The sequence below is a fragment of the Streptococcus sp. KHUD_013 genome (genome assembly GCF_052588545.1).
Genome location: NZ_CP186264.1, coordinates 344,210 through 365,581, shown reverse-complemented (window position 1 = coordinate 365,581; position 21,372 = coordinate 344,210). Strand labels below are relative to the sequence as shown.

18 protein-coding genes and 1 pseudogene are annotated in these 21,372 nt (G+C 43.9%); 5 read left to right on the top strand and 14 right to left on the bottom strand.

Annotation, left to right across the window (positions count from 1 at the left end; genetic code table 11):
• Positions 1 to 248 precede the first annotated feature (248 nt).
• From ACOXXR_RS01665 to ACOXXR_RS01655, 3 genes are all read right to left on the bottom strand, one after another.
• Complete coding sequence (locus tag ACOXXR_RS01665; protein WP_287517018.1) at positions 249 to 1,856, bottom strand: glycoside hydrolase family 13 protein; 1,608 nt, start codon at positions 1,854 to 1,856, stop codon at positions 249 to 251.
• Between the two features lie 114 nt (positions 1,857 to 1,970).
• Positions 1,971 to 2,174, bottom strand: coding sequence for a hypothetical protein (locus ACOXXR_RS01660; RefSeq protein ID WP_229102104.1), 204 nt, complete (start codon positions 2,172 to 2,174; stop codon positions 1,971 to 1,973).
• A gap of 77 nt (positions 2,175 to 2,251) precedes the next feature.
• A complete protein-coding gene (locus tag ACOXXR_RS01655) occupies positions 2,252 to 3,010 on the bottom strand; it encodes an acyltransferase family protein (RefSeq protein WP_445278611.1) in 759 nt (252 codons plus the stop codon).
• 125 nt (positions 3,011 to 3,135) lie between these two features.
• Here ACOXXR_RS01655 and pabB point away from each other — a divergent pair, with 125 nt between their 5' ends.
• From pabB to ACOXXR_RS01635, 4 genes are all read left to right on the top strand, one after another.
• Positions 3,136 to 4,866, top strand: coding sequence for an aminodeoxychorismate synthase component I (gene pabB, locus ACOXXR_RS01650; RefSeq protein WP_445278610.1), 1,731 nt, complete (start codon positions 3,136 to 3,138; stop codon positions 4,864 to 4,866).
• Complete coding sequence (locus ACOXXR_RS01645) at positions 4,863 to 5,477, top strand: alpha/beta fold hydrolase (protein ID WP_445278609.1); 615 nt, start codon at positions 4,863 to 4,865, stop codon at positions 5,475 to 5,477. Before pabB ends, ACOXXR_RS01645 begins: the two co-directional genes overlap by 4 nt.
• Before the next feature lie 408 nt (positions 5,478 to 5,885).
• Positions 5,886 to 6,794 (top strand): ABC transporter ATP-binding protein, encoded by a 909-nt coding sequence (locus tag ACOXXR_RS01640; protein WP_048690315.1) that lies wholly within the window; start codon positions 5,886 to 5,888, stop codon positions 6,792 to 6,794.
• Positions 6,795 to 6,848: 54 nt separating this feature from the next.
• Positions 6,849 to 7,601: an ABC transporter permease gene (locus tag ACOXXR_RS01635; RefSeq protein ID WP_048716360.1), complete on the top strand. Its 753-nt coding sequence runs from the start codon at positions 6,849 to 6,851 to the stop codon at positions 7,599 to 7,601.
• A 20-nt stretch (positions 7,602 to 7,621) separates the two neighbouring features.
• Here ACOXXR_RS01635 and ACOXXR_RS01630 read toward each other — a convergent pair whose 3' ends face one another.
• The 7 genes and pseudogenes from ACOXXR_RS01630 to ACOXXR_RS01600 form a co-directional block, all read right to left on the bottom strand.
• A complete protein-coding gene (locus ACOXXR_RS01630; protein WP_445278608.1) occupies positions 7,622 to 8,509 on the bottom strand; it encodes a sensor histidine kinase in 888 nt (295 codons plus the stop codon).
• Positions 8,509 to 9,198: pseudogene (locus tag ACOXXR_RS01625) on the bottom strand (response regulator transcription factor). Before ACOXXR_RS01625 ends, ACOXXR_RS01630 begins: the two are co-directional and overlap by 1 nt.
• Before the next feature lie 136 nt (positions 9,199 to 9,334).
• Positions 9,335 to 10,774: a 6-phospho-beta-glucosidase gene (locus tag ACOXXR_RS01620; RefSeq protein WP_445278607.1), complete on the bottom strand. Its 1,440-nt coding sequence runs from the start codon at positions 10,772 to 10,774 to the stop codon at positions 9,335 to 9,337.
• 639 nt (positions 10,775 to 11,413) lie between these two features.
• The gene (locus ACOXXR_RS01615) at positions 11,414 to 11,761 is read right to left on the bottom strand and encodes a VOC family protein (protein WP_445278606.1); all 348 of its coding nucleotides are present in this window, start codon (positions 11,759 to 11,761) and stop codon (positions 11,414 to 11,416) included.
• 109 nt (positions 11,762 to 11,870) lie between these two features.
• Complete coding sequence (gene spxB, locus ACOXXR_RS01610; RefSeq protein ID WP_048688661.1) at positions 11,871 to 13,646, bottom strand: pyruvate oxidase; 1,776 nt, start codon at positions 13,644 to 13,646, stop codon at positions 11,871 to 11,873.
• 334 nt (positions 13,647 to 13,980) lie between these two features.
• Entirely contained in the window at positions 13,981 to 14,613 is a 633-nt protein-coding gene (locus tag ACOXXR_RS01605) for an SGNH/GDSL hydrolase family protein (protein WP_411400041.1), read from the bottom strand.
• 52 nt (positions 14,614 to 14,665) lie between these two features.
• Positions 14,666 to 15,499, bottom strand: coding sequence for an HAD family hydrolase (locus ACOXXR_RS01600; RefSeq protein ID WP_445278605.1), 834 nt, complete (start codon positions 15,497 to 15,499; stop codon positions 14,666 to 14,668).
• A 247-nt stretch (positions 15,500 to 15,746) separates the two neighbouring features.
• Between ACOXXR_RS01600 and ACOXXR_RS01595 the strand changes: the two genes are divergently transcribed.
• Entirely contained in the window at positions 15,747 to 16,622 is an 876-nt protein-coding gene (locus ACOXXR_RS01595) for a helix-turn-helix domain-containing protein (RefSeq protein WP_445278604.1), read from the top strand.
• Positions 16,623 to 16,714: 92 nt separating this feature from the next.
• On the opposite strand, the gene ACOXXR_RS01590 is transcribed toward ACOXXR_RS01595, so the two are convergent.
• The 4 genes from ACOXXR_RS01590 to msrB form a co-directional block, all read right to left on the bottom strand.
• The gene (locus tag ACOXXR_RS01590; protein WP_445278603.1) at positions 16,715 to 18,397 is read right to left on the bottom strand and encodes a MutS-related protein; all 1,683 of its coding nucleotides are present in this window, start codon (positions 18,395 to 18,397) and stop codon (positions 16,715 to 16,717) included.
• Positions 18,398 to 18,415: 18 nt separating this feature from the next.
• Positions 18,416 to 19,693, bottom strand: a complete 1,278-nt coding sequence (locus ACOXXR_RS01585) for a CapA family protein (RefSeq protein ID WP_445278860.1) — start codon at positions 19,691 to 19,693, stop codon at positions 18,416 to 18,418.
• Between the two features lie 335 nt (positions 19,694 to 20,028).
• Positions 20,029 to 20,229: a hypothetical protein gene (locus ACOXXR_RS01580; RefSeq protein ID WP_373689711.1), complete on the bottom strand. Its 201-nt coding sequence runs from the start codon at positions 20,227 to 20,229 to the stop codon at positions 20,029 to 20,031.
• Positions 20,230 to 20,266: 37 nt separating this feature from the next.
• Positions 20,267 to 21,202, bottom strand: coding sequence for a peptide-methionine (R)-S-oxide reductase MsrB (gene msrB, locus ACOXXR_RS01575; RefSeq protein ID WP_414285555.1), 936 nt, complete (start codon positions 21,200 to 21,202; stop codon positions 20,267 to 20,269).
• Positions 21,203 to 21,372: the final 170 nt, after the last annotated feature.

The following is a 21,372-nucleotide window of genomic DNA, read 5'->3' as shown; positions in this document are numbered from 1 at the left end:
GAAGGGGTTCAAAACAAATTGAACATGGGCTGCGGATTGTGTCAAAAAGATAAGTTCTCCTAGAATCGAAAGATTCTGCGTCAAACTTCCTATTTTGACTTTATCCGCAGACGCCGTTTGTATCTTGATTTAGTCATGGAACTTCTACGAAGTTCGCTGACGTCCGTACTCACCTAAGGAAAGTTTTAAAGAAGACTTTATATGCAATCTGAAAAGCTATCCGCTTCTTTTTTTGTAGAAACTTATGCTCAAGTTAGTTGCACACAAAAAGCATCCCAAGGTTCCAATACTTTTGTCTGTTTGACCTGCTCTACATTGGTATTGCTAATGAGGACCTCCTCATAGTCTTCCTCCAGTTCAAAGCTCTGGACTTGACTAGACAAATTGACCACAATCAAGTAGCGTTGCTCCCCATCTACTCGTTTGTAGGCAAAGACTTGATCAGTTGTATCCACTAGCTCAAAGTCTGCAGAGATCAACCAATCTTGCTCCTTACGGAGGGCGACCAATTGTTGGTAGGTATAGAAAATGGATGAGGGATCAGCCAAAGCCGCTTCTACATTGATTTCCTGATAGTTTGGATTGACAGCTAGCCAAGGGTGACCGGTTGTAAAACCAGCCTGTGGTTGCTTGGACCACTGCATAGGGGTTCGAGCATTGTCCCGGCCAATATGTCGGATCTGGTCCATAATGGTGTCTAGCTCCACTCCCTTTTCGAGGCTTTCCTCGGCGTAGTTAATAGATTCAATATCTTCGATTTCGTCTAGGCTCTTAAAAGGATAGTTGGTCATGCCAATCTCTTCCCCCTGGTAGATATAAGGCGTTCCTCTCATCAAATGAAGAAGAATGGCTAGGGCCTTAGCGGACTTCACCCGATAGGCTTGGTCATCTCCCCAGGCAGAAACAATCCGAGGGAGGTCATGGTTGTTCCAAAAGAGAGAGTTCCAGCCTTCGTCCATGCCCAGCTCCGTCTGCCACTTGTTAAAGATTTCTTTCAACTTAGGAACATTAAGCTTCTTCGCATAGTGCCATTTGGGCTGACCCTCTTGGAAGAGAAGCCCAATGTGTTCAAATTGAAAGACCATCGATAATTCTTCATTGTCAGGACCAGAGTATTGCTTAGCAATCTCAGGTGTCGCTCCCCAGGTCTCCCCGACAGTTAACAAATCCTTATCCCCGAAAGTCGCTCGATTCATTTCTTTCAGATAAGGGTGGAGCATGGGACCATTGGCGACGATCTTCTGATCAGGAATTTTCCCAATCATGTCGATGACATCCATCCGAAAACCACCGATCCCCTTGTCGATCCAAAAGTTCATCATGTCATAAATCTTCTGCCGAAGGGTCTCATTTTCCCAATTCAGGTCTGGTTGCTTCTTACTAAAGAAGTGCAAATAATACTGCTGGGAAGCCGGATCAAATTCCCAAGCTGAACCACTAAAGGTAGAGACAAGATCATTGGGTTGGTCCCGCCAAATATAGTAGTCCCGCTCCGGACTGTTTGGATTTTCTTTCGCTTCGATAAACCAGGCATGCTCATCAGAGGTATGGTTGACCACCAAATCCATGATCATCTTAATACCGCGCTTTTGCCCCTCCTCAATCAATGTTTCCATATCTTCCATGGTGCCAAAGATGGAAGCAATATCCTCATAATCAGATATATCGTAGCCATTATCATCCATAGGGCTTTGGTAGACAGGAGACAGCCAAATGGCCGTAATACCTAACTTCTCCAAATAATCCAGCTTACTGATGATCCCCTTGAGGTCACCGATTCCATCTCCATTGCTATCTAAAAAACTCTTGGGATAGATTTGATAAATCACGGCATCATGCCACCATTTTTTCTTCATGCGCTTCTCCTTTTTGGTTTTACTTGTAATCCCTTACATCATAACCAAACTGGAAAAGAATTGCAACCCTCAGCTGACCTATCAGTCTCACTTAAAATAAAAAAGAAAGTCTCTCTAGAGAACTTCCTTTTCAAGACTTCTGTTTTTCTTTTCTTTTTGCCAAGAGTGATAAGAGAGCATGACCAATCCAAAGAGATGACTTCCCAACAAGGCGGCCACAAAAATCAGCTTGCCCCTGTCTGGATAAGAAAGTGGGAGATTGCTAAAGCCATAGCGAGCCCATTCGATAAAGATTGGATGCGAAAAGTAAAGCGCCATGCTCATCTGCTTTAAGTACTGCAAATCATAGCTTTTCAAAAAGGACGATCGCAGGCAGGCATTGACCAAATAGACCGTCACAAAGGGAAGGAGCAAGTAAAAGTTCTTATCGATTCCTTCATGTTGAAAAATGATGATGCCTTCCATACAGAACAAGCCAAAGGCGAGAGATAGCTTTTCCCAACGGTGAACCCTAAAGGTTTGTGCATGAAAATGATCATAGAGATAGTAACCCATAAAGATAAAAATGGGCGTGTAAAAGAGACCATTTCGAGCTGTAAAAAATAAATTGCTGTAGAGCTGTAACCCTTGAGAAGACTCGTAGTGTCCAGATAAGCTGAATAGGTCTCGATCAAGCCCCAGCAGTAAAGAAGAAAGGTGATCACCCCCGTCCAAACCATACCTAAGCGTTTGACCAATTGATTGACCAAAAACAGGCCCAGCAAAAAGGCAGGGATATACCAGAGTTGGTAACACATTCCCAGATAGAGCAGAGCAATCAGAACGCCTGCTGGAAAGAGAGTTACTGGGAGATGGAGACTAGAAAAAAAGACCCAGGCATAGGGAAGATAGACACAACTCCAAAATAAATAGGTTTTTACGATTTTGACCAGGTAGGCCTTCATTTTCCTTGCATCTCTTAGTGATGGCTTTAGGAAAAAGCTGGCACAGACGATAAAAAATGGCACCGCTAGCCGTCCAAGGATACTCTTAAGGCCAAAATGCACTGGCTCATAGGAAGTTAAGCGACCACTATGCACCAAAATCACTGCAATCGCAAAGAGGTATTGAAAAAGACTAATACTGGAAGTGTTATAGAGGGAATTCTTTTTCATGTCCGGCTCCTCGCTAAATGCAAAATGCAGATTCTATGGTTATTTTAGCATGAAAGGCAGGGCCAAGCAAGGAATCTTTGGATCCTTATCTACCTTTTTCCATCTATTTTTGATATACTCAAAGCATGCACAAACAAACCATTATTGATTTTAAAGAGCTTGGATTGCGACACATTTTCACCAAGCCGCTAAAGGAATTAAAAACCAGAGACCTTGACCAAGTAGAGACTCTTCTGAGAGAGGTGGAAGCCTATCAGGAGGCTGGTTTTTATGCCGTCGGCTATGTCAGCTATGAAGCCGCTCCTGCTTTTGAGAAAAAATTAGCCGTCCACCCAGCACCACTCATGGGAGAGTATCTCCTCTATTTCACCATCCACGAGAAAGTAGAAACCCTGCCTTTCCCAGAGGACTACGAGGCAGTGGATCTTCCAGCCAATTGGCAGGAAGAGGTAGAGGCGCCTGCTTATCGAAAAGCTATCGAGACCATCCAGCACCATATCCGCCAAGGGGATACCTACCAGGTCAACTACACCGTCCAACTTTCTCAAGAGCTAAAAGCTGACCCTTTGGCCATCTACAATCGCTTGGTAGTAGAACAGAAGGCCCATTACAATGCCTTCATCCAGCACGATGATGTGGCCATCCTCTCCATCAGTCCTGAGCTCTTTTTTGAACAAGATGACAAGCTACTAATCACCCGCCCTATGAAGGGGACGACTCGTCGTGGGCTTACCAACCAAACAGATCTTCAAGAGGCTGCTTGGCTAGAAGCTGATCCCAAAAATCGAGCAGAAAACATGATGATTGTGGATCTCCTGCGTAATGATATGAATCGCATTTCGGAGATTGGAAGTGAGCAGGTGACCCGTCTCTGTCAAGTTGAGCAATACTCCACCGTTTGGCAGATGACCTCGACCATTGAAAGTCGCTTACGTCCCGAAGTCGACCTAGTCCAAACCTTCCAGGCCCTCTTTCCTTGCGGTTCCATCACAGGTGCACCGAAGATTTCCACTATGGAAATTATTCAACAGACAGAGGTTGCTCCTCGTGGCGTCTACTGTGGAACAATCGGCATCCTTCTTCCAAAAGGTAAACGAATTTTTAATGTGGCCATCCGAACCCTCCAAATGCAGGGGAAGCAAGCCATCTATGGCGTAGGTGGAGGCATCACTTGGGACAGCAAATGGGAAAGTGAATACCAAGAGACCAAGCAAAAGTCTGCTGTTCTCTACCGACAAGAGCCTCGCTTTGAGCTCCTGACGACCGGCCGCATCCACCAAGGAGAGCTGACCTTCCTGGAGCAACACCTGACCCGTTTGAGAGAGGCCAGTCGCTACTTTACCTATCCTTATGATGAGCCAAAACTCCTGAAAAAACTTCAAGAAGAGCTTGCTCGTTTGGATTCCAACCTTGACTATCGTTGTCGGATTGCCTTGCAAAAAAACGGGACCGCCCAGCTAGAGATCACAGAACTAACAGACTTGCCAGCTAGCTATCTGCAGGCTCAACTAAGAAAACAAACTGCTCCATTAGACCGACCTTTTACCTATTTCAAAACGAGTCAGAGAGACCATCTCAGCCGGTCAGAACAGGAGCAGATCTACTATTTAGAAGACGGAACCTTGCTAGAGACGACCATCGGAAATCTCATCCTAGAGATTGACGGCCAGCGCTACACGCCTCCAGCTCACCTCCCTATCCTCGACGGGATTTACCGCCGCCATCTCTTAGAAACTGGACAAGTAGAAGAAAAACTGTTAACGCTGAAGGATTTAGAAGTCGCTGACCAAGTCTATGCCTGCAATGCCCTGCGTGGCCTCTATCCACTCGATTTCACTAGAGAGGAATCAGAATGAAACTTATTTTTTTACATGGCCTAGGACAGGATGCCCACTCTTGGCAAGGGGTCCAAGATGCACTTTCCCCCTTGCAATCTGAATCTTTCGCTATTTTCTCCCATCCAAGCGAAAGCTACCAGGAGGCCAAAGAAAGATTGACGGAGTACCTCCAACAAGAAAGCGAACCCTTTATTCTGGTTGGACTCTCACTGGGAGGCGTTCTCGCTCTCGATCTCTCCAGCCAAAACTTGCCACAACTCAAGGGCTTGGTGGTTTCAGGGACGCAATACAAACTCAACACCAATCTCCTCTATAGGCTCCAAATTCTCCTTTTTCGTCTGATTCCCAAGCATGTCTTTGAAAAGCAGGGGGCCAATAAACAGCACATGTTGCAAATCTTTACCGAATTAAAAAGCCTCAATCTAACCGATACCGCTAAAACTTGCCCTCTTCCTAGCTTAGTGATTTGCGGCAGCAAAGATGGGGCCAATCAGGCTTCTTCTAAAAAGTTGGCAAATCTCCTGCCTAAAGGTCACTATCTAGAAATCGCAGACGGAGGCCATCTACTCAATACTCAGAAACCCCATGAACTGGCAGAAGCTATCAAAGAGTTTGTCGCTAGGTTTTAAAATGAGGAGGCTAGCTTAAAAAACAGTTCCTCTTAATGTAGATAACGTATTTTTTCATGTTACATAACTTAAAAAATCAAGAAATGTTTATATTTTTAAGTTATGCATGAATATCTAGAGGCTTTCCGCCGTGAGAAAAGTGCCTGAAACACAATTGTTTCAGGCAATCGGGAGTTTTGGAACCTTAGGTCCAAAACTAAGTCATGGAACTTCTTCGAAGTTCGCTGACGTCCGTACTCACCTAAGGAAAGCCTCTAAGAAAATTTATTCTTAAAGTCACGGCTAACTTTTAAAAGGTTAGTCGTTTTTTTAGAAATATTTGAGAATTGCTTGATAGTTATTTGAAAAGCAAGCTGTATACTAAGAGTGTAAAGAAAACAACTAGTCATTTGGACGAAGGAGAAAACCATGGAAAAAGTATTAGAAATTTCCCATTTGAGTAAAAAGTTCGGTCAACAATACGCCTTAAATGATGTGAATCTCACCATTCGCAAAGGTGATGTGTACGGCCTGATCGGTAAAAATGGTGCAGGGAAAACCACCCTCATCAAGGTCATCACCCAGCTGATTCAAGAAACTGATGGAAGCGTCTCCCTCTTCGCTTCCACGAATCGCTCTCAGTGGACACAAGCCCTGAAACGGGTTGGATCTGTCATTGAAAGTCCTGTGGCTCACAAGCATATGACCGCTTATCAAAACCTAATCTACTATTGCAAGGCACGCCATATCCCCAATCCCGACCAGGTCATCAAAGAAACCTTGAACTATGTAGGCCTGAATAATACGGGTAAGAAGAAATTCCGCGATTTTTCACTGGGGATGAAACAACGGTTGGGAATTGCGATTGCGCTCATTGCCAAGCCCGACTTCCTCATTTTGGACGAACCTATCAATGGTCTCGATCCTGTCGGAATCAAGGAATTCCGTCAGATGATCAAGCGCCTCAACGATGAACTCGGCATGACCATCCTCATTTCCAGTCACATCCTCTCCGAGCTTTATCTGGTTGCCAATCGCTTTGGCATTGTCGACCAAGGACGCCTGATCAAAGAAATTAGCAAGGCTGAATTCGAAGAACAAGGAGAAGATTACATCATCCTCAAAACTAGCCAACTAGCTCTTGCCAGTCAACTGATCCAGGATCAGCTCCATCACCGTATCAAGGTCATCGATAAGGATGGAGAAATCCATATCTTTGGACAGACTCACGATATTAAAGTCATTGTCAAAGCGCTCGTTCAAGAGGATATTGACGTGGATGAAATCTACTATGCCCGCCAAGATCTGGAAAAATTCTTTACGGACTTGGTAGACTAGTCACCCCACCGTCTTGCATTACTTATCCCACATATTTCATTTAGGAGATTTATCATGTTGCATACCATTCAAGCAGATTTTTACAGACTTTTTCGCTCTAAAGGTTTTTGGATTACAGAAGCCATTCTCGTTCTCAACATCCTGTCTGGAGTCATCTTTGGAGCTACTGGCCACGTCGGCGTCAATACGGAATCCAAATTACCCCAAGCAACCGAAGTTTGGACGGGCTTTAAAGCCTTGACCAACTACTCTTCCAGCATCAGTGTGACTATCCTCTTTACCATTATTGTCATCACCTTGGTTCTAGGGACAGACTTAACGCAAAACTTATACAAGAATAATCTGGCCTATGGGGTTTCGCGCACCAGCTACTACTTTGCCAAAAGCGCCGTTGTCCTGACCATTGCCCTCTTCCAATTTCTCGTTTCTTATGGTCTCGTCTTCTTGATCGCGACCCTCTACAATGGACTTGGAACCATGCCAGAGCACTTCCTTGCTCATTTTGGTCTGACCGTGCTGATTCAGTTCCTCTCCACCCTGGCTTGGGTCAGCATCATTTCCTTCCTTCTTTACGCTAGCCAATCCATCACCCTAGCCTTCGTTGGCTACTTCATTGGAAATATCCTCTTAAGCCTTCCTGCGCTCTTCTTTAAAGATATTGATATTCTCCACTATCTAAACTTGGAATTCCAATATTCCATGGTACAGAGCACAACAGCAACGAACAACACTCTCTCGATTGCTCTTGGATTCATCCTTGTTTTCGGCTTCCTAGGACTCGCTACTTTCAAACACAAAGATTTATAACAAAAAGGCTTGAGCGATGCTCAAGCCTTTTTTCTTAGTGTAATGGTCAAAACAAACCAATCTGCCTCTGTTGCCAGTTGCAAGTCGCCCCCTAAGATCTCTACAAAATTTTGAATGATATAGAGACCCAAGCCAGATGATTCTTCTGTATCCGATAGATTTTCTGAGTAGAAGCGACTAGCCAACTGGTCTAAGTGCTGGATCGGTTGTTGCACAATATTGCGTAGCTCGACCCGAATCGTGTCCTCATCCGACATCAAGGTCAAGCGGGCCTGATCCTTCCCATGCTTGAGGACATTGCTGAGCATATTTTGCAAGAGGCGCTCCCAGAGCTCAGGATCGGTAGCATAATGAAGATGCTCTTCTAGCTCCACCTCTAAGGCAATCCCCGCCTCAGACAAGCTATCATAATACTGGAACAACTGCTGGGTCAGGACTTGGCTGAGATTAACGTCTGTAAGCCGAGGCTGAATAGCTCCTTCCATCAAGCGTCTGTATTCCAAGAGAGATTCCAGGCGTTTTGAGACGACTTGAAGATTGGAAGCAATTTTCTTCAGCTTTTCCTCTTCCTGCGTCCCACCCTTGATGATTTGTTGGGTATAGCCCGATGCAATGGTCAAAGGCGTCCGGATATCATGAGCAATATTACTGATGGCCATATCCAAGGTCTTTTTCTCTTGAAAGGCAATCCGATTGGTCCGCTCGATCTGATCAAAGAGATCACTGACCTGCTTGGTCAAGGCGACCAATTCTTTTTTTGAAACACGTGACGTTAACCGTACCCCACTCCCATTTTGGAGCTTCTGTTGAATCTGCTCCTGCAAATCTGTGAGAGCAGAGAGTAGGCGAAGGTAACCCAGTCCCAAGAGAAAGACAAGGACGACTAGAATTAGAACCAATCCCCACATTACTTGTCTCCTTTCAAGCGAACACCCAAGCCCCAGACGGTTTCAATATAGTCCTCATCCGGATCGAGCTGCGCAATTTTCTTTCGGAGATTGCTCAATTAGGCATTGAGGGTATTGTCTCCAGGCAGATAGACCTCTTCCCAGACCGCCTCATACAATTCTTCCTTGGTGAAAATCTTCTTTGGATGTGCCAGCAAGGTCTCAAAAATTTGAAATTCTTTTTTGCCCAAGCGAAGCGTCTGTTCGCCAGACTCCAGTTCAAAGGTTTCTGGATTCAGGACCAAATTCTTAAAGGAAAGCTTTTGCAACGCTTGAGCTTCCTGTGCCGGAGAGACGTGATTTCGCAACTGCACCGTCACCCGAGCCGCCACTTCGTCCAGATTAAAGGGCTTAACAATATAATCATTGGCACCGGCAAGGAGGTACTGGCTAATGAGGTGTTTGTCTCCAAGAGCCGTCATCATGATAACAGGCGCCTGACTCTGCAAACGGATCTCCTCCAGGACCTGGTCCCCATTTTTCCCTGGAAGCATGATATCCAAAAGGACCAAATCAATGGCTTCTTGCTGGAAGAGCCGTAGCCCTTCTGTACCTGAAAAAGCCTGAAGGACCTCATGATCTTCACTTAAGAGACTGTATAAAATTTCTTGGATATCATTATTATCCTCGATTAATAAAATCCGTGCCACTTGCCCCGCTCCTTTTTTCTTTGCTTGCGAAATCAGTTCTATTCCCCTAGCCTATCAAATAAAGGGACCTTCGTCAATCAAAAATGCAAAGAAAACACTCGATCAAGAAGAACTTTCTTCCTAACCGAGTGTTGCATTAGTTGACAGAAGCCCCATTGGTCGCAATGACGTCTTTGTACCAATAGAAGGATTTCTTACGTGAGCGGGCCAAGCTTCCCTTGCCTTCGTTGTCCCGGTCGACATAGATAAAGCCGTAGCGTTTCTTCATTTCTCCAGTCCCGGCAGAGACCAGGTCAATACAGCCCCAAGTCGTATAGCCCCAGAGGACAACACCATCTTCATGAATGGCATCCCGCATGGCCTTGATGTGGGCTGCCAGGTAGTCAATCCGGTAATCATCCTCAATCTCCCCGGCTTCATTTGGAGTATCAACGGCGCCTAGTCCATTTTCTACGATAAACATCGGCTTTTGATAACGATCCCAGATGGTGTTCAGCGTAATGCGGAGACCAAGAGGGTCAATCTGCCAACCCCATTCCGAGCTTTCTAGGTAGGGGTTCTTCAGAGAGGCAAAGATATTGCCCGCTGTTTTCTCCCTTTCAGCTGGATCACCTGAAGCGACCCGACTGGCATAGTAGGAGAAGGAAATAAAGTCCACTGTATGGTCTTTCAACAATTGAAGGTCCTGTTCCGTCATCTCGACCGTAATTCCCTGACGTTCCCACTCTTTCTTGGCATAGGTTGGGTATTCCCCACGCGCCTGCACATCGATGAAGAAATAGTTCTTGCGGTCTTCTTCTAGACCAGCCCAGATATCTCGCGGAGCACAGGTATGCGGATAGTTTTGCCCTGCTGCCAACATACAGCCGACCTTATTGTTGGGATCAATCTCATGGGCTAGCTTGGTGGCAATGGCTGAAGCGACCAACTCATGGTGAGCCGCCTGGTATTTGACTTGCTCCTCATTCTCTCCTTCTTCAAAGCAGAGACCCGCTCCCATAAAAGGCGCATGGAGGATCATATTGATCTCATTAAAGGTTAGCCAGTAGTTGACCAAGCCCTTGTAGCGAGTGAAGAGAGTTCGGCAGAGTCGTTCATAACATTCCAACATCTTACGACTACGCCAACCTCCATACTCAGTAATCAAATGCATGGGACAGTCAAAGTGGGTAATGGTCACCAAGGGTTCAATGCCATACTTATGGCACTCCTTAAAGAGGTCTTCATAGAACTGTAGACCTGCTTCATTTGGCTCCAGTTCATCCCCTTTAGGGAAAATCCGAGACCAGGCAATGGACAAACGATAGGTTTTAAAGCCCATTTCCCCAAAGAGGGCAATGTCTTCCTTGTAGCGATGATACATATCAATGCCATCCTTAGCCGGATAAAAATAGCCCTCTTCAAAGTCGAACATCTTTTTCTGACCCGTGATAATGGCGTGACGGTCAGGCCCAATCGGTACCACATCCACATTGGCCAAGCCACGGCCATCTTCATTATAAGCTCCCTCACACTGGTTAGCAGCCGTCGCCCCACCCCAAAGGAAACCATCTGGAAATTGAAGTTTATCGGTCATCTCTCTACCTCATTTGATTTGATAGTTCTATTATACCCTTCTCTAACTCGAAAATCTTACAGCATCCTAAGAAGAACTGATACTATTCTAAGGTATCTATCGAACTCATACAAGAAAACAGATCGGACGAATCCGAACTGTTAAAATGCATACTCTTTTGCCAAATATAATATTTGGCTTTCTTAAATCTAATAAATTCTGTTAAATATAGAAAAATTTTATTCGTTAGAATTATTCAATCATCTACTGAAACTTTCCGCCGTGAGAAAAGTGCTAGAAACACGATTGTTTCTAGCACCCGGGAGTTTTGAAACTTTAGGTTCAAAACTAATTGAACACGGGCTGCGGATTGTGTCAAAAAGATAAGCTTTCCTAGAATCAAAAGATTCTGCGTCAAACTTCCTATTTTGACTTTATCCGAAGACGCCCTTAGTATCTTGATTTAGTCATGGAACTTCCTGGATTGCTGAAATCATCCACTGGATAATTTCACCTAACGTCCGTACTCACCTAAGGAAAGTTTCAAAGAAGATTTTGTCTTTAATAAAAAAGACCGGACGGCTCCGATCTTTTAAATAGTTCATTTTCTCAAATTCTATTTTAAGAATAGCTAAGGTTGACGTTAAATGACCACGCCTCCTATTTCATACGATAAAAATCAATCACTAGACCTGCTGGACCACTTACTAGCAGGGATTCGGTTCCCCAATCAGTTACAGCTGGACCATTTAAAACCTGGATACCAAGATCTTTCAACCGTTGGTAGTTCTGCTCTACATCCTCAACTTCAACGTGAAGAATGATTCCTGACTGGAAATTTTCCAAAGATATCAAATGGTTTTGGGATAACATGAGACAGTGACTGCCAATCGTGAACTGAGCAAAACTTTGGTCAACATAGTCCGCCTTTTTGTCCAAGATACGCTCCAATTCAGCACATACTTGGGGAACATTTGAAACGATGATATCTAATTGATTTAAATTCATTTACTATCCTCCAGAAAAAGACCGGATTGCTCCGATCTTTTAAGTTTCTCTCTAAGAAAATCAAAGCATAAAATCTACAATGTTTACTTTTGATTTTCCACAAGAGAAATTATTTGATTGCGCGTGATTGCAACCCTTCTTCTTCCAAGAAGAGGCGGAATGGTACAAGCTCTTCAGCTTCGTATTTTTCTTTGAAGGCTTTAATAGCTTCTTCTGAGTGTTGTTTTGGATCCAACTCAAGTACTTCTACTGGAAGTGGACGATGTGGAGTGATGTGAGCATCGATAACAACAGTTTTACCTTCTTTGTTCAATTTAACAGCTTCAGCAACGACTGCGTCGATGTCTTCGATACGGTCAACTGTAAATCCAATAGCTCCTTGAGCTTCAGCGATTTTCGCATAGTCAGCATTAGGGAAGTCACAACCAAACAAGTGTTTGTTTGTGTCTTCGTATTTGTCCTTGATGAAGGCATATTTACCATTTGAGAAGACAACGTTGATAACTGGAAGGTCGTATTGAACGTTTGTGATAACGTCTGGGTAGCACATGTTGAATGCACCGTCACCCATGATGTTCCATACTTGGCGATCTGGATTGTCTTTCTTAGCAGCGATACCACCAGGAAGGGCAATACCCATTGTCGCAAAGAGTGGAGATGTACGCCACATGTTCTTAGGTGTCATGTGAAGGTGACGAGTTGATGTTTGAGTAGTGTCACCTACGTCGATTGAATAGATAGCGTCTTGATCAGCATGTTTGTTGATTGCATTGTAAACTTGATACAATTGCAATTCACCCTCAGTTTTACCTTCGAGTTTGTTCATGTAATCACGCCAGTTTTGGTTATTCTTAACGTTTGCACGCCACCAAGGAGTAGATTCAACTGGATTCACTTTATCAAGGATTGCTTTCGCTGCTTGACCTGCATCACCAAGGATTGAAGCGTCTAGGGCATGACGTTTACCAAGTTTGTAAGGGTCGATATCGACTTGGATGAATTTTTCAGTGTTCTTGAATGCTTCGTATACTTCAGCAAATGGGAAGTTTGAACCAAGGAAAAGAACTGTGTCTGCTTCAAAGACAACTTCGTTGGCTGGTTTCCAACCAACACGGTAAGCAGAACCTGTCAAACCTTCGTAGTTCCATTCGAACGCTTCAAAGTTTTTACCAGTTGTGATGATTGGTGCTTTGATTTTACGTGACAATTCAGTGATCACTTCACCAGCTTTAACACCACCGTAACCAGCATAGATCACTGGACGTTCAGCATTGTTCAAAATTTCAACAGCCTTGTCAATTTCAACTTCGTTCAAAGCAGGAGCGATGAATGAACGCTCGTAAGAACCTGATCCGTAGTATGAGTTTTCGTCGATTTCTTGGAAACCAAAGTTTACTGGAATTTCAACGACAGCTGGACCTTTTTTAGAAACGGCAGCACGGCAAGCTTCGTCAATCACTTTTGGCAATTGCTCAGCGTAAGCTACACGTTTGTTGTAAACAGCGATACCGTTGTACATTGGGTTTTGGTTCAATTCTTGGAAGGCATCCATGTTCAATTCGTTAACTGGACGTGATCCAAGGATAGCAAGGAATGGAGTGTTATCCATAGCTGCATCGTAAACACCGTTGATCAAGTGAGTTGCACCTGGTCCACCTGAACCAACTGCAACACCGATAGATCCGCCAAATTTAGCTTGCATAACCGCTGCAAGAGCACCTGTTTCTTCGTGACGAACTTGCAAGAAACGGATATCTTTGTCTTCAGCCAAAGCGTCCATAAGTGAGCTAAGTGTTCCTGATGGGATACCGTAGATAGTGTCTACGCCCCATGTTTTCAATACGTTGAGCATTGCTGCAGATGCAGTAATTTTTCCTTGAGTCATAAATATAACTCTCCTTCAATAAAAATAATTGTCAGTCTTTGAACTGAATTCGACAAAGAGTGAAAACGTTTCAAATAACTTTACTATATCAATTTATCACGTTTTATTGTCCTTGTATAAGAATATGCTCACTGAATGCCTGGAACTATTACATAACACAAAGCAAAAATCTGTTCTGTTTCCGCAAACTATTTTATAACAGAAGTCATAAACCGCATAAGGACAAGGTTTTTGCTTGTTGTAGAATTAGTACAAAATAAAGTATTTTCCCGAACTGTTTTATAGAAAGCATAAAAAATCCTAGCTGGAAAATCATTTTCCTTGCTAGGATGGGTTAGATTTCGCTTTGAAGAGCCTTACTCAAGACTCTGTATCCTTCGATGGTTAGATGAAGACCATCTGTTGTATAAGCCGGTTTGAGCTGACCATCCTCTCCAAGCAAATGGTCAAAAACATTGATAAATTCAACATTTATCATCCCTTGGGCCAATTCGTGGTAGGCCTGGTTCAAGGTCTGAATCTTCTGATTGGTCCGGATATAAACTGTCCCCTTGTAGGGCTCTCCCTCATTCACAGGAAGAACCGAAACGAGTTTGATTTGCGCCAAGGGCAAGAGCCGCACCATCTCCTGCAGGATGATGCTCATGTTTTCAATGGTTTCCGACAGGGGCATTTCCTTACCAATGTCATTAGTTCCAATCAGCAAAAAAACCTTATCCACTGCTTGACCGAAAATATGGGCATCTAGATGCTCTCTTAAGAGGTCTGTCTTGTAGCCTCTAATCCCCCGGTTCACCATATACTGATCCGTCAGTAGCAACTCTTGAAGGGGATAGTATTCGACGATAGAGTCTCCTATAAAAAGAATATCGGGTTCCCTCAAAGGATTTTGATTCAGTTCTCGGTAATTCTTCTGTATTTTTGCCTGTTCTTTCAACAGCCAGGTTTCTAATAATTGTACAGCCATAAAGGCTCCTTTCGATTCGTATAGTAGAAACTGTGCAAGGTAGGATAAGATCCTAGTCGAAGCTGATCCTTCCATCCAAGTAAGCTTCGATGACTTCGTAGACTCCATGATTCTGATGAGAAGGCGCCGTATAGCGGGCTGCTTGTCGCGCATGGGGATCCGCATTTTCCATTGCATAGGAATAGGTCGCTAACTCAAGCATCTCGAGATCGTTTTGGCTATCGCCAAATGCCATCAGATGCCCACCATCCACGCCCCAGCGTTCTTCTAAGAATTGAATGGCCGTAGCCTTATTGACACCCGGTTGCAGAATATCAATGGCTCCATAGCCACTAGCTGCTGGAAGCAGGCGCTCTCCAAACTTTTCTCGCAGCTCTTGCACAAAATCTTCGACTTTTTTAGTCTCCGTGACGACACTTAACTTCAAAACTTGCTCGCCATGTTCATGGACCAAATCATCCACAAAGCGCATCCGTTTGTAAAAAGCAGCTGCTAACTCAGGCGTCATCAATTGCTCTAAAAGAGGAAACTCTGTTCCTTTCTTGGCATAGCCTCCCGATAAGCTACTAACGACCAGATGAAGTTCTTCTTCTCGGCCTTCTAGATACTGCAAGACCTCCTGCACCAGCTCTTCCGGCCAGCTGCACTCTCGGATGAGCTTTCCCTTCTCTAATATCCGTGCCCCATTGGCCAGCACCAAGGTGACGCGATCTTTCAAGTCTCCCAATACATGAGCCATACGGCTATAGCCATTCCCTGTCGCAATGACAAAAGGAATCCCTCTTTGGTCTAGCTGATCCAAAATGCGGCTCAAGCGCTCATGATCTACTTCTCCTTGCTCGTCCATCAGAGTGCCATCCATATCTGTCGCAATCATTTGTAGCATACCGCCACCTCTTTCCATCTTTCCCCTATTATACACCATTCCCTCATCATTTTGGAGCCTTCTCTCCCATAAATCACACCTCTCCTCCTTCCTTAAAATTTAAGAAATTCCACCGAATCCTCTTTAATTTTTGGTCCAATTTTATTATAATATAGATAGTAGATTTCCCTGTATGAGTAACTAGCAGACCCTTTCACACACCTGGTAAAAACGTCTGCTACTCCCGAAAAAGATCTAAGAGGTAGGCATGAACACAAAGACCTTATACCGCCAAACATCCTTTCCCAATAGCGATTTCCCTTTTTCAATCAGACAGATTAGAACAAAAAATGGCCAGCCAGATATCTTATTTCACTGGCACACCGATATTGAGATTATTTATGTCAATGAAGGGACTGCTCAGTTCCATATCGACTATGAATATTTTAATAGTCAGCCTGGTGATATTATTTTGATCCGCCCCAATGCCCTCCACTCCATCCACCCCATCCAGAGTTCTTCTCATACTATGGATGTCCTGCATTTTAATCTGGACCTGATTGGGATTACCCATAAAAATATCGCCACTCTAAAATATTTACAACCACTCTACAATGGGGATTTTGAATTCGTCCGACGCATTCAAGCCCAATCACCTGGTTACGAAGAAATCAAACAGAGCCTCTTAACCTGTATGGCAAACGGAAGAGAACAAGGACCCTACTATGAACTCCGACTTAAATCCCAGCTCAATGAACTCCTCTATCTCCTCTTCTCTCACAACTATATCGTCGAGAAGAAGTTCTCAACGGACGCTTACCGGAGAGAAGAAAAAATCCGTTTGGTCCTCGATCATATTTCGAACCATTACCAAGAGGAGCTCATGATCGAGCATTTGGCAGAGCTGTGCCATTTTAGCCCGACCCACTTCATGAATTTCTTTAAGAAACAATTAGGACTCTCTTGTATGGAGTACATCATTCAATATCGACTGAAAAAAGCAGCCCATCTCCTCCAGCATTCCGATCTGGCAATCATTGATATCGCGAGCCAATCCGGCTTCAACAACCTCTCAAACTTTAATCGCCAGTTCAAGAAATACTATCAGGTTACTCCAAGCCAATACCGAAAAGCTTGTCTATAACCAATAGATCAAACAATAAAAGCACATAAAACACAAGTGAAGTTTGCGTTTTATGTGCTTTTAATTTTTTACAACAGAAGGTCTGATAAAGCCTAGCAACCTTCCTCTTTATCACTCAACATTCTATTCAAAGACCATTTCCCTGTCTTTTCATATTGTCCAATTAATTCTTGGGAAGTTTGAGTGATTTCTGAAGGAAAATGGAGGCTTTTTAATGTATTGACCGCATTCTTCGTTACTGCTGCTCCCTGCTTTATCTGATAATCAAAGACGATTTTCCCGTCAACATAGCAACTGTCAAAATGATAATTATCATTTACTGCACCAGATGCCGCAACTAGCTCAATATCATGACTCGAAATCATATACAAGCAATCGTGTCTCGATAGCCAGCGGACAATCCCTAAGCCAGACCCAATTCGCTCAATGGTATTGGTTCCCTTAAAGAGTTCATCAATAAAGAAATAATGAAAATCTGACTTTTCCAGACTCTCAATCATTCGGAGAATTGTTTTGCTCTCTGTAATAAAATAACTATCTCCAACCTCGATATCATCGCTGACATCCATAGAGGTCATGACATGTCCATAAGAAAGCTCCAAACTGTCACCATAAGCGAAGCCCAAGCCCTGCGCTAAAATACAGTTAATGGCTACCATTTTCAAATAAGTGGATTTCCCGGAGGCATTATCCCCACTAATCACCATATTTTTTTCAAAACTAACGTCGTTAGCAACTGGATCTGCTAGTAAAGGATGGTATATCCCCTTTCCTTTAATCCCAGCTTCTTCCTTAAAATTGGGATGACAAACCAAATTACCATCACGCTTATGGCGTAGAAGGCTGATGGCTACTTCCAATTCGCCCAAAAGATTGATTGTTTCCTGCGCTTCTTTCTGATGAGTCCTCACTTGCTGATAGATATAGATTTGAGCAATCTGAGGAATTAAGAAAAGAAAATTAAGGTAAATCAGGATAATTTCCATCTCGGAGCTTCCTGTTGGACTTTGTAAGATACTGGAAATGACTTTCGTCTTCTTAAATGGTTGGATAGCCTGTTTGAGGGCTTCTTGTTTTGGTAGCGCTAGACGGCTCAACTTTTCCGCTGAAGCAAAGATGCGAACCAGGTAACTAACTTGATCCAAGCGCATTTTATTCGACCAATTCCGAATGCTCGAAAAAATGATATTAAACGTCACACTCGCTATCAAGACTGACATGGCTTGAATTTGAAAAAACGGAAGAAAGAAAAGAGAGAGGACTGGCAAACACGCTAAAAAAAGATAGAGAGAAAGATAGATCCTCGAATCTTGCTTCCCTGGATTCGCCACAATACTTCTAGCCATATTGTGGTTCTTTTTTCCTAACTGGTTCATAACAACCTGAACCTTCAGACGGAGATCCGGGTGATGTTCAAAGAAATCTTCTAACTCCTGCAAAGATGCATCTGGTTGAAAGTTTATCAAACGCATCTTCTGATACAAGGCCTCAGCCCCTATACTAGACTGTGTACAGTTTAGCTGATCAAAGACTCTATGCATGTCTAAATCATGCCAAGTTTGATCATCTACTTGACTATCCGTTGGCTGGAGTGTAGATGCCAAAAGCATCGTTTCCACTAAACTCTCTTCACTATCATTTTTTATAAAAAAAGGTTTTCCCTCCCAAGCCTTGGCTAATTTTTTTCTCAGACGAATCGTTGATATCCGATTTGTTAGAACCATAATGATGATCAGTCCAACAAATCCAATTGGTAACCATCCAAGTTTATCCATTCCTACCTTCGCCCCTTCCTACTGCCAATTCAGATTCACACGTTCCTTCACTTCCTGGTAGGCTGTATCGACACGCGCCTTTGTTTCATCATCCAATTGGTTCCGGTACTTGCCGCCTTCAATCCAGTCCTCCAAGATATAGGTCTGGAAATGATAGAGTTCATAACCTTCAGGAGAATAACTGTCCTTTGGCGTCCGGTTGACCCAAGTAGGATGAGCTGTGGCCGTTTTGATCCGTGTCTTGCGCCCTACCTTCTCAATGGTGATATCCATCAGGACACCCCGTTCGGTCCATTGCGCATTGTCTATCCCTTCCATGGTTTCCATCCGCTGATTGGAAAGGAAATTCCCCATAGAATAAACAATCAATTTCTGTTGCCCATCCTTATCCACAATCTCAGCAGGCTGGACAACATGAGGATGACCACCCAAGACGATATCCGCCCCCCAAGAAATCATCTTATGGTATAGCTCCTTTTGTTCCTCTGATGGCTCTAACTCATATTCATTTCCCATCTGAGGCATGACAATGGTCATGTCCGCTTCCATCTCCGCTTTTTGGATTTCTTGACGCATCCGCTCCTCATTGAGGTCCGATAGACGGTTGTCATAGTCCTCTTGTTCTAGATTATATTCCATCCCATTAAACCCGTAGGAATAGGCCAAAATCGCAATCTTGATCCCATTTACCTCCTTGATCAGGATAGGGGCTTGATCCCGCGTCTCATGTGGGTAGACACCAACCGTTTGGATCCCCGCGTCTTCAAAAGCCTTGGCAGTCGAAAACAGCCCTTCCAAGCCAGAATCGAGGATATGGTTATGTCCCAGATCCATCACCTGATAGCCTGCCTCCTTAATCGAAGCAACTACCTCCCCAGGGGCATTGAAAATCGGATAGCCCGAAAGCCCATAATCCGGATTAATGGTCCCTTCAAAATCCCCCAAGACCAGATTCCCTTGCTTTAACCATTCCTGAGCATAGTGATAATTCTCAGAAAAATCATAGCTTCCATCTTCCTTGGCGGCGCTCATATAAATCAAGTCATGATAGAGTTGATCTCCATTTGCCATGATCCGAGCCGTATGCGGTAACTGATCTGGATGAATTTCTTCTTGCTTTTCAACGACTTCCGGCATTTCTAGCGCTGTAATGGGAAAACCATTCCATTTTTGAACCCACAAGACCAGATTTGCTGCCGCAAATACTGTAATCAGCAAACCATAGACAAACTGTTCGTTGGTCAGGCGAAAAGCGGTCACCTTTCCCAAGCCAATATCAAGCCAGTCGTTGAGCATCCTGAGGATATCTTTCCCAAGCTCGCTCCATCTCTTTAAGAGATCCTTCCAATTCTTCATCATCTTCTCTTCCTATTTCTCTTGCACTTCTCAAAGGCCTCTCCCTAGCATCTTGATGGTACCTTTTACATTCTCACACTTCTCTAATCATCTCAGGTTTATACAATGAGCCACTAAAACCACATCAAACCTAGTATTCATTGAAATGCTTTCCCTTCATTGTATCACAAATTTTAAGAAGAGAAAAAAGAGAGCAGGACAGAAGCGCCATTGTTTAGAACTGCTTCTTTGTTCTGCTCCTACACAGTTGATTGATCCATGTATATGATCGATCATCACTTCTTATCGTTTGATTTGGACAAGCTAATCGCAACCATGACAAGACTTAGGAAAAAGGCCGAAATCAACCCTTTTGTCGTCCGATTCATAAAAGGTTGATGGAATACAAAATGATTATAGGCAGTAAATCCTAATCCAATCAGAGTTACCATAGCCGAAAGTGAAAAAATTGTTAACCACAAATTTCTATTTTTCATCATAAACTCCGTTTTTCGATCTACTAGAAAGGCCCTCTTATTTCAAAGCCTTTAACAAATAACCATAACCTTCTTGCTCCATTTCCTCTTTTGGAATAAAGCGCAGAGAGGCTGAATTGATACAATAGCGTAGGCCACCTTGGTCTTTTGGTCCATCGGTGAAGACATGTCCTAGATGGGCATTGCCTGAGCGGGAACGAACTTCGATCCGCTCCATTCCGTGGCTATGATCCTGGTAATAGTGGACGACATCTTTGGCAATGGGACGGGAGAAACTTGGCCAGCCACAGCCAGACGCAAACTTATCCTTGGCAAAGAAGAGAGGCTCCCCAGTCGTAATATCCACATAGATGCCCTCTTCAAAGGTCTGATCATAGACATTGTGGAACGGGCGTTCCGTCGCACTCTCCTGAGTGACTTGGTACTGCTCTGCTGTCAGTTTCGCTTTTAAGGTTTCTTGATCTGGCTTCTGATAAGCTGCCGGATCAATCAAGGGTTGGGCTGCATCCGTCACATCGATATGGCAATAACCCCCAGGATTCTTCTTGAGGTAGTCTTGGTGGTAGTCCTCAGCCAGGATGTAGTGACGCAAGGGCTCTAACTCCACCGCAATCTTGCGCCCCAGTTGCTCTTCTTGCTCCGCAAACAGGTGGGCGATCACCTGACGATCTGCCTCATCTAGGTAATAAACACCGGTTCGGTATTGGCGGCCTCGATCATTTCCCTGTTTGTTAATGGACAAGGGATCAATCACACGGAAAAAGTAGAGCAGAATCGCTCGTAGAGTAATCTTGTCTGGATCATAGACGACTTGTACGGTCTCTGCGTGATCCGTTTCCTTGATCAATTGGTAATTGGTCGTTTCTACCTGGCCATTGGCATAGCCCACCGTCGTCTTTTCTATACCGGGGATCCGAGAGAAATACTCCTCTAAGCCCCAAAAACAGCCACCTGCTAGATAAATCTCTGCCATCTTTTTTCCTCGCTTCCTGCATTCCCTAAGAGGAACGCTTAACATCTATTAGCTCCATCATAATCCAAGAGCCTCAGATTTTCAAGGATTCTGCATCAAAAATCCCTTCTACTATACTAGTAAAAGGGATAAAGGCATTCCCACTTATTTTTCAAATAAGAAAAAGAGCG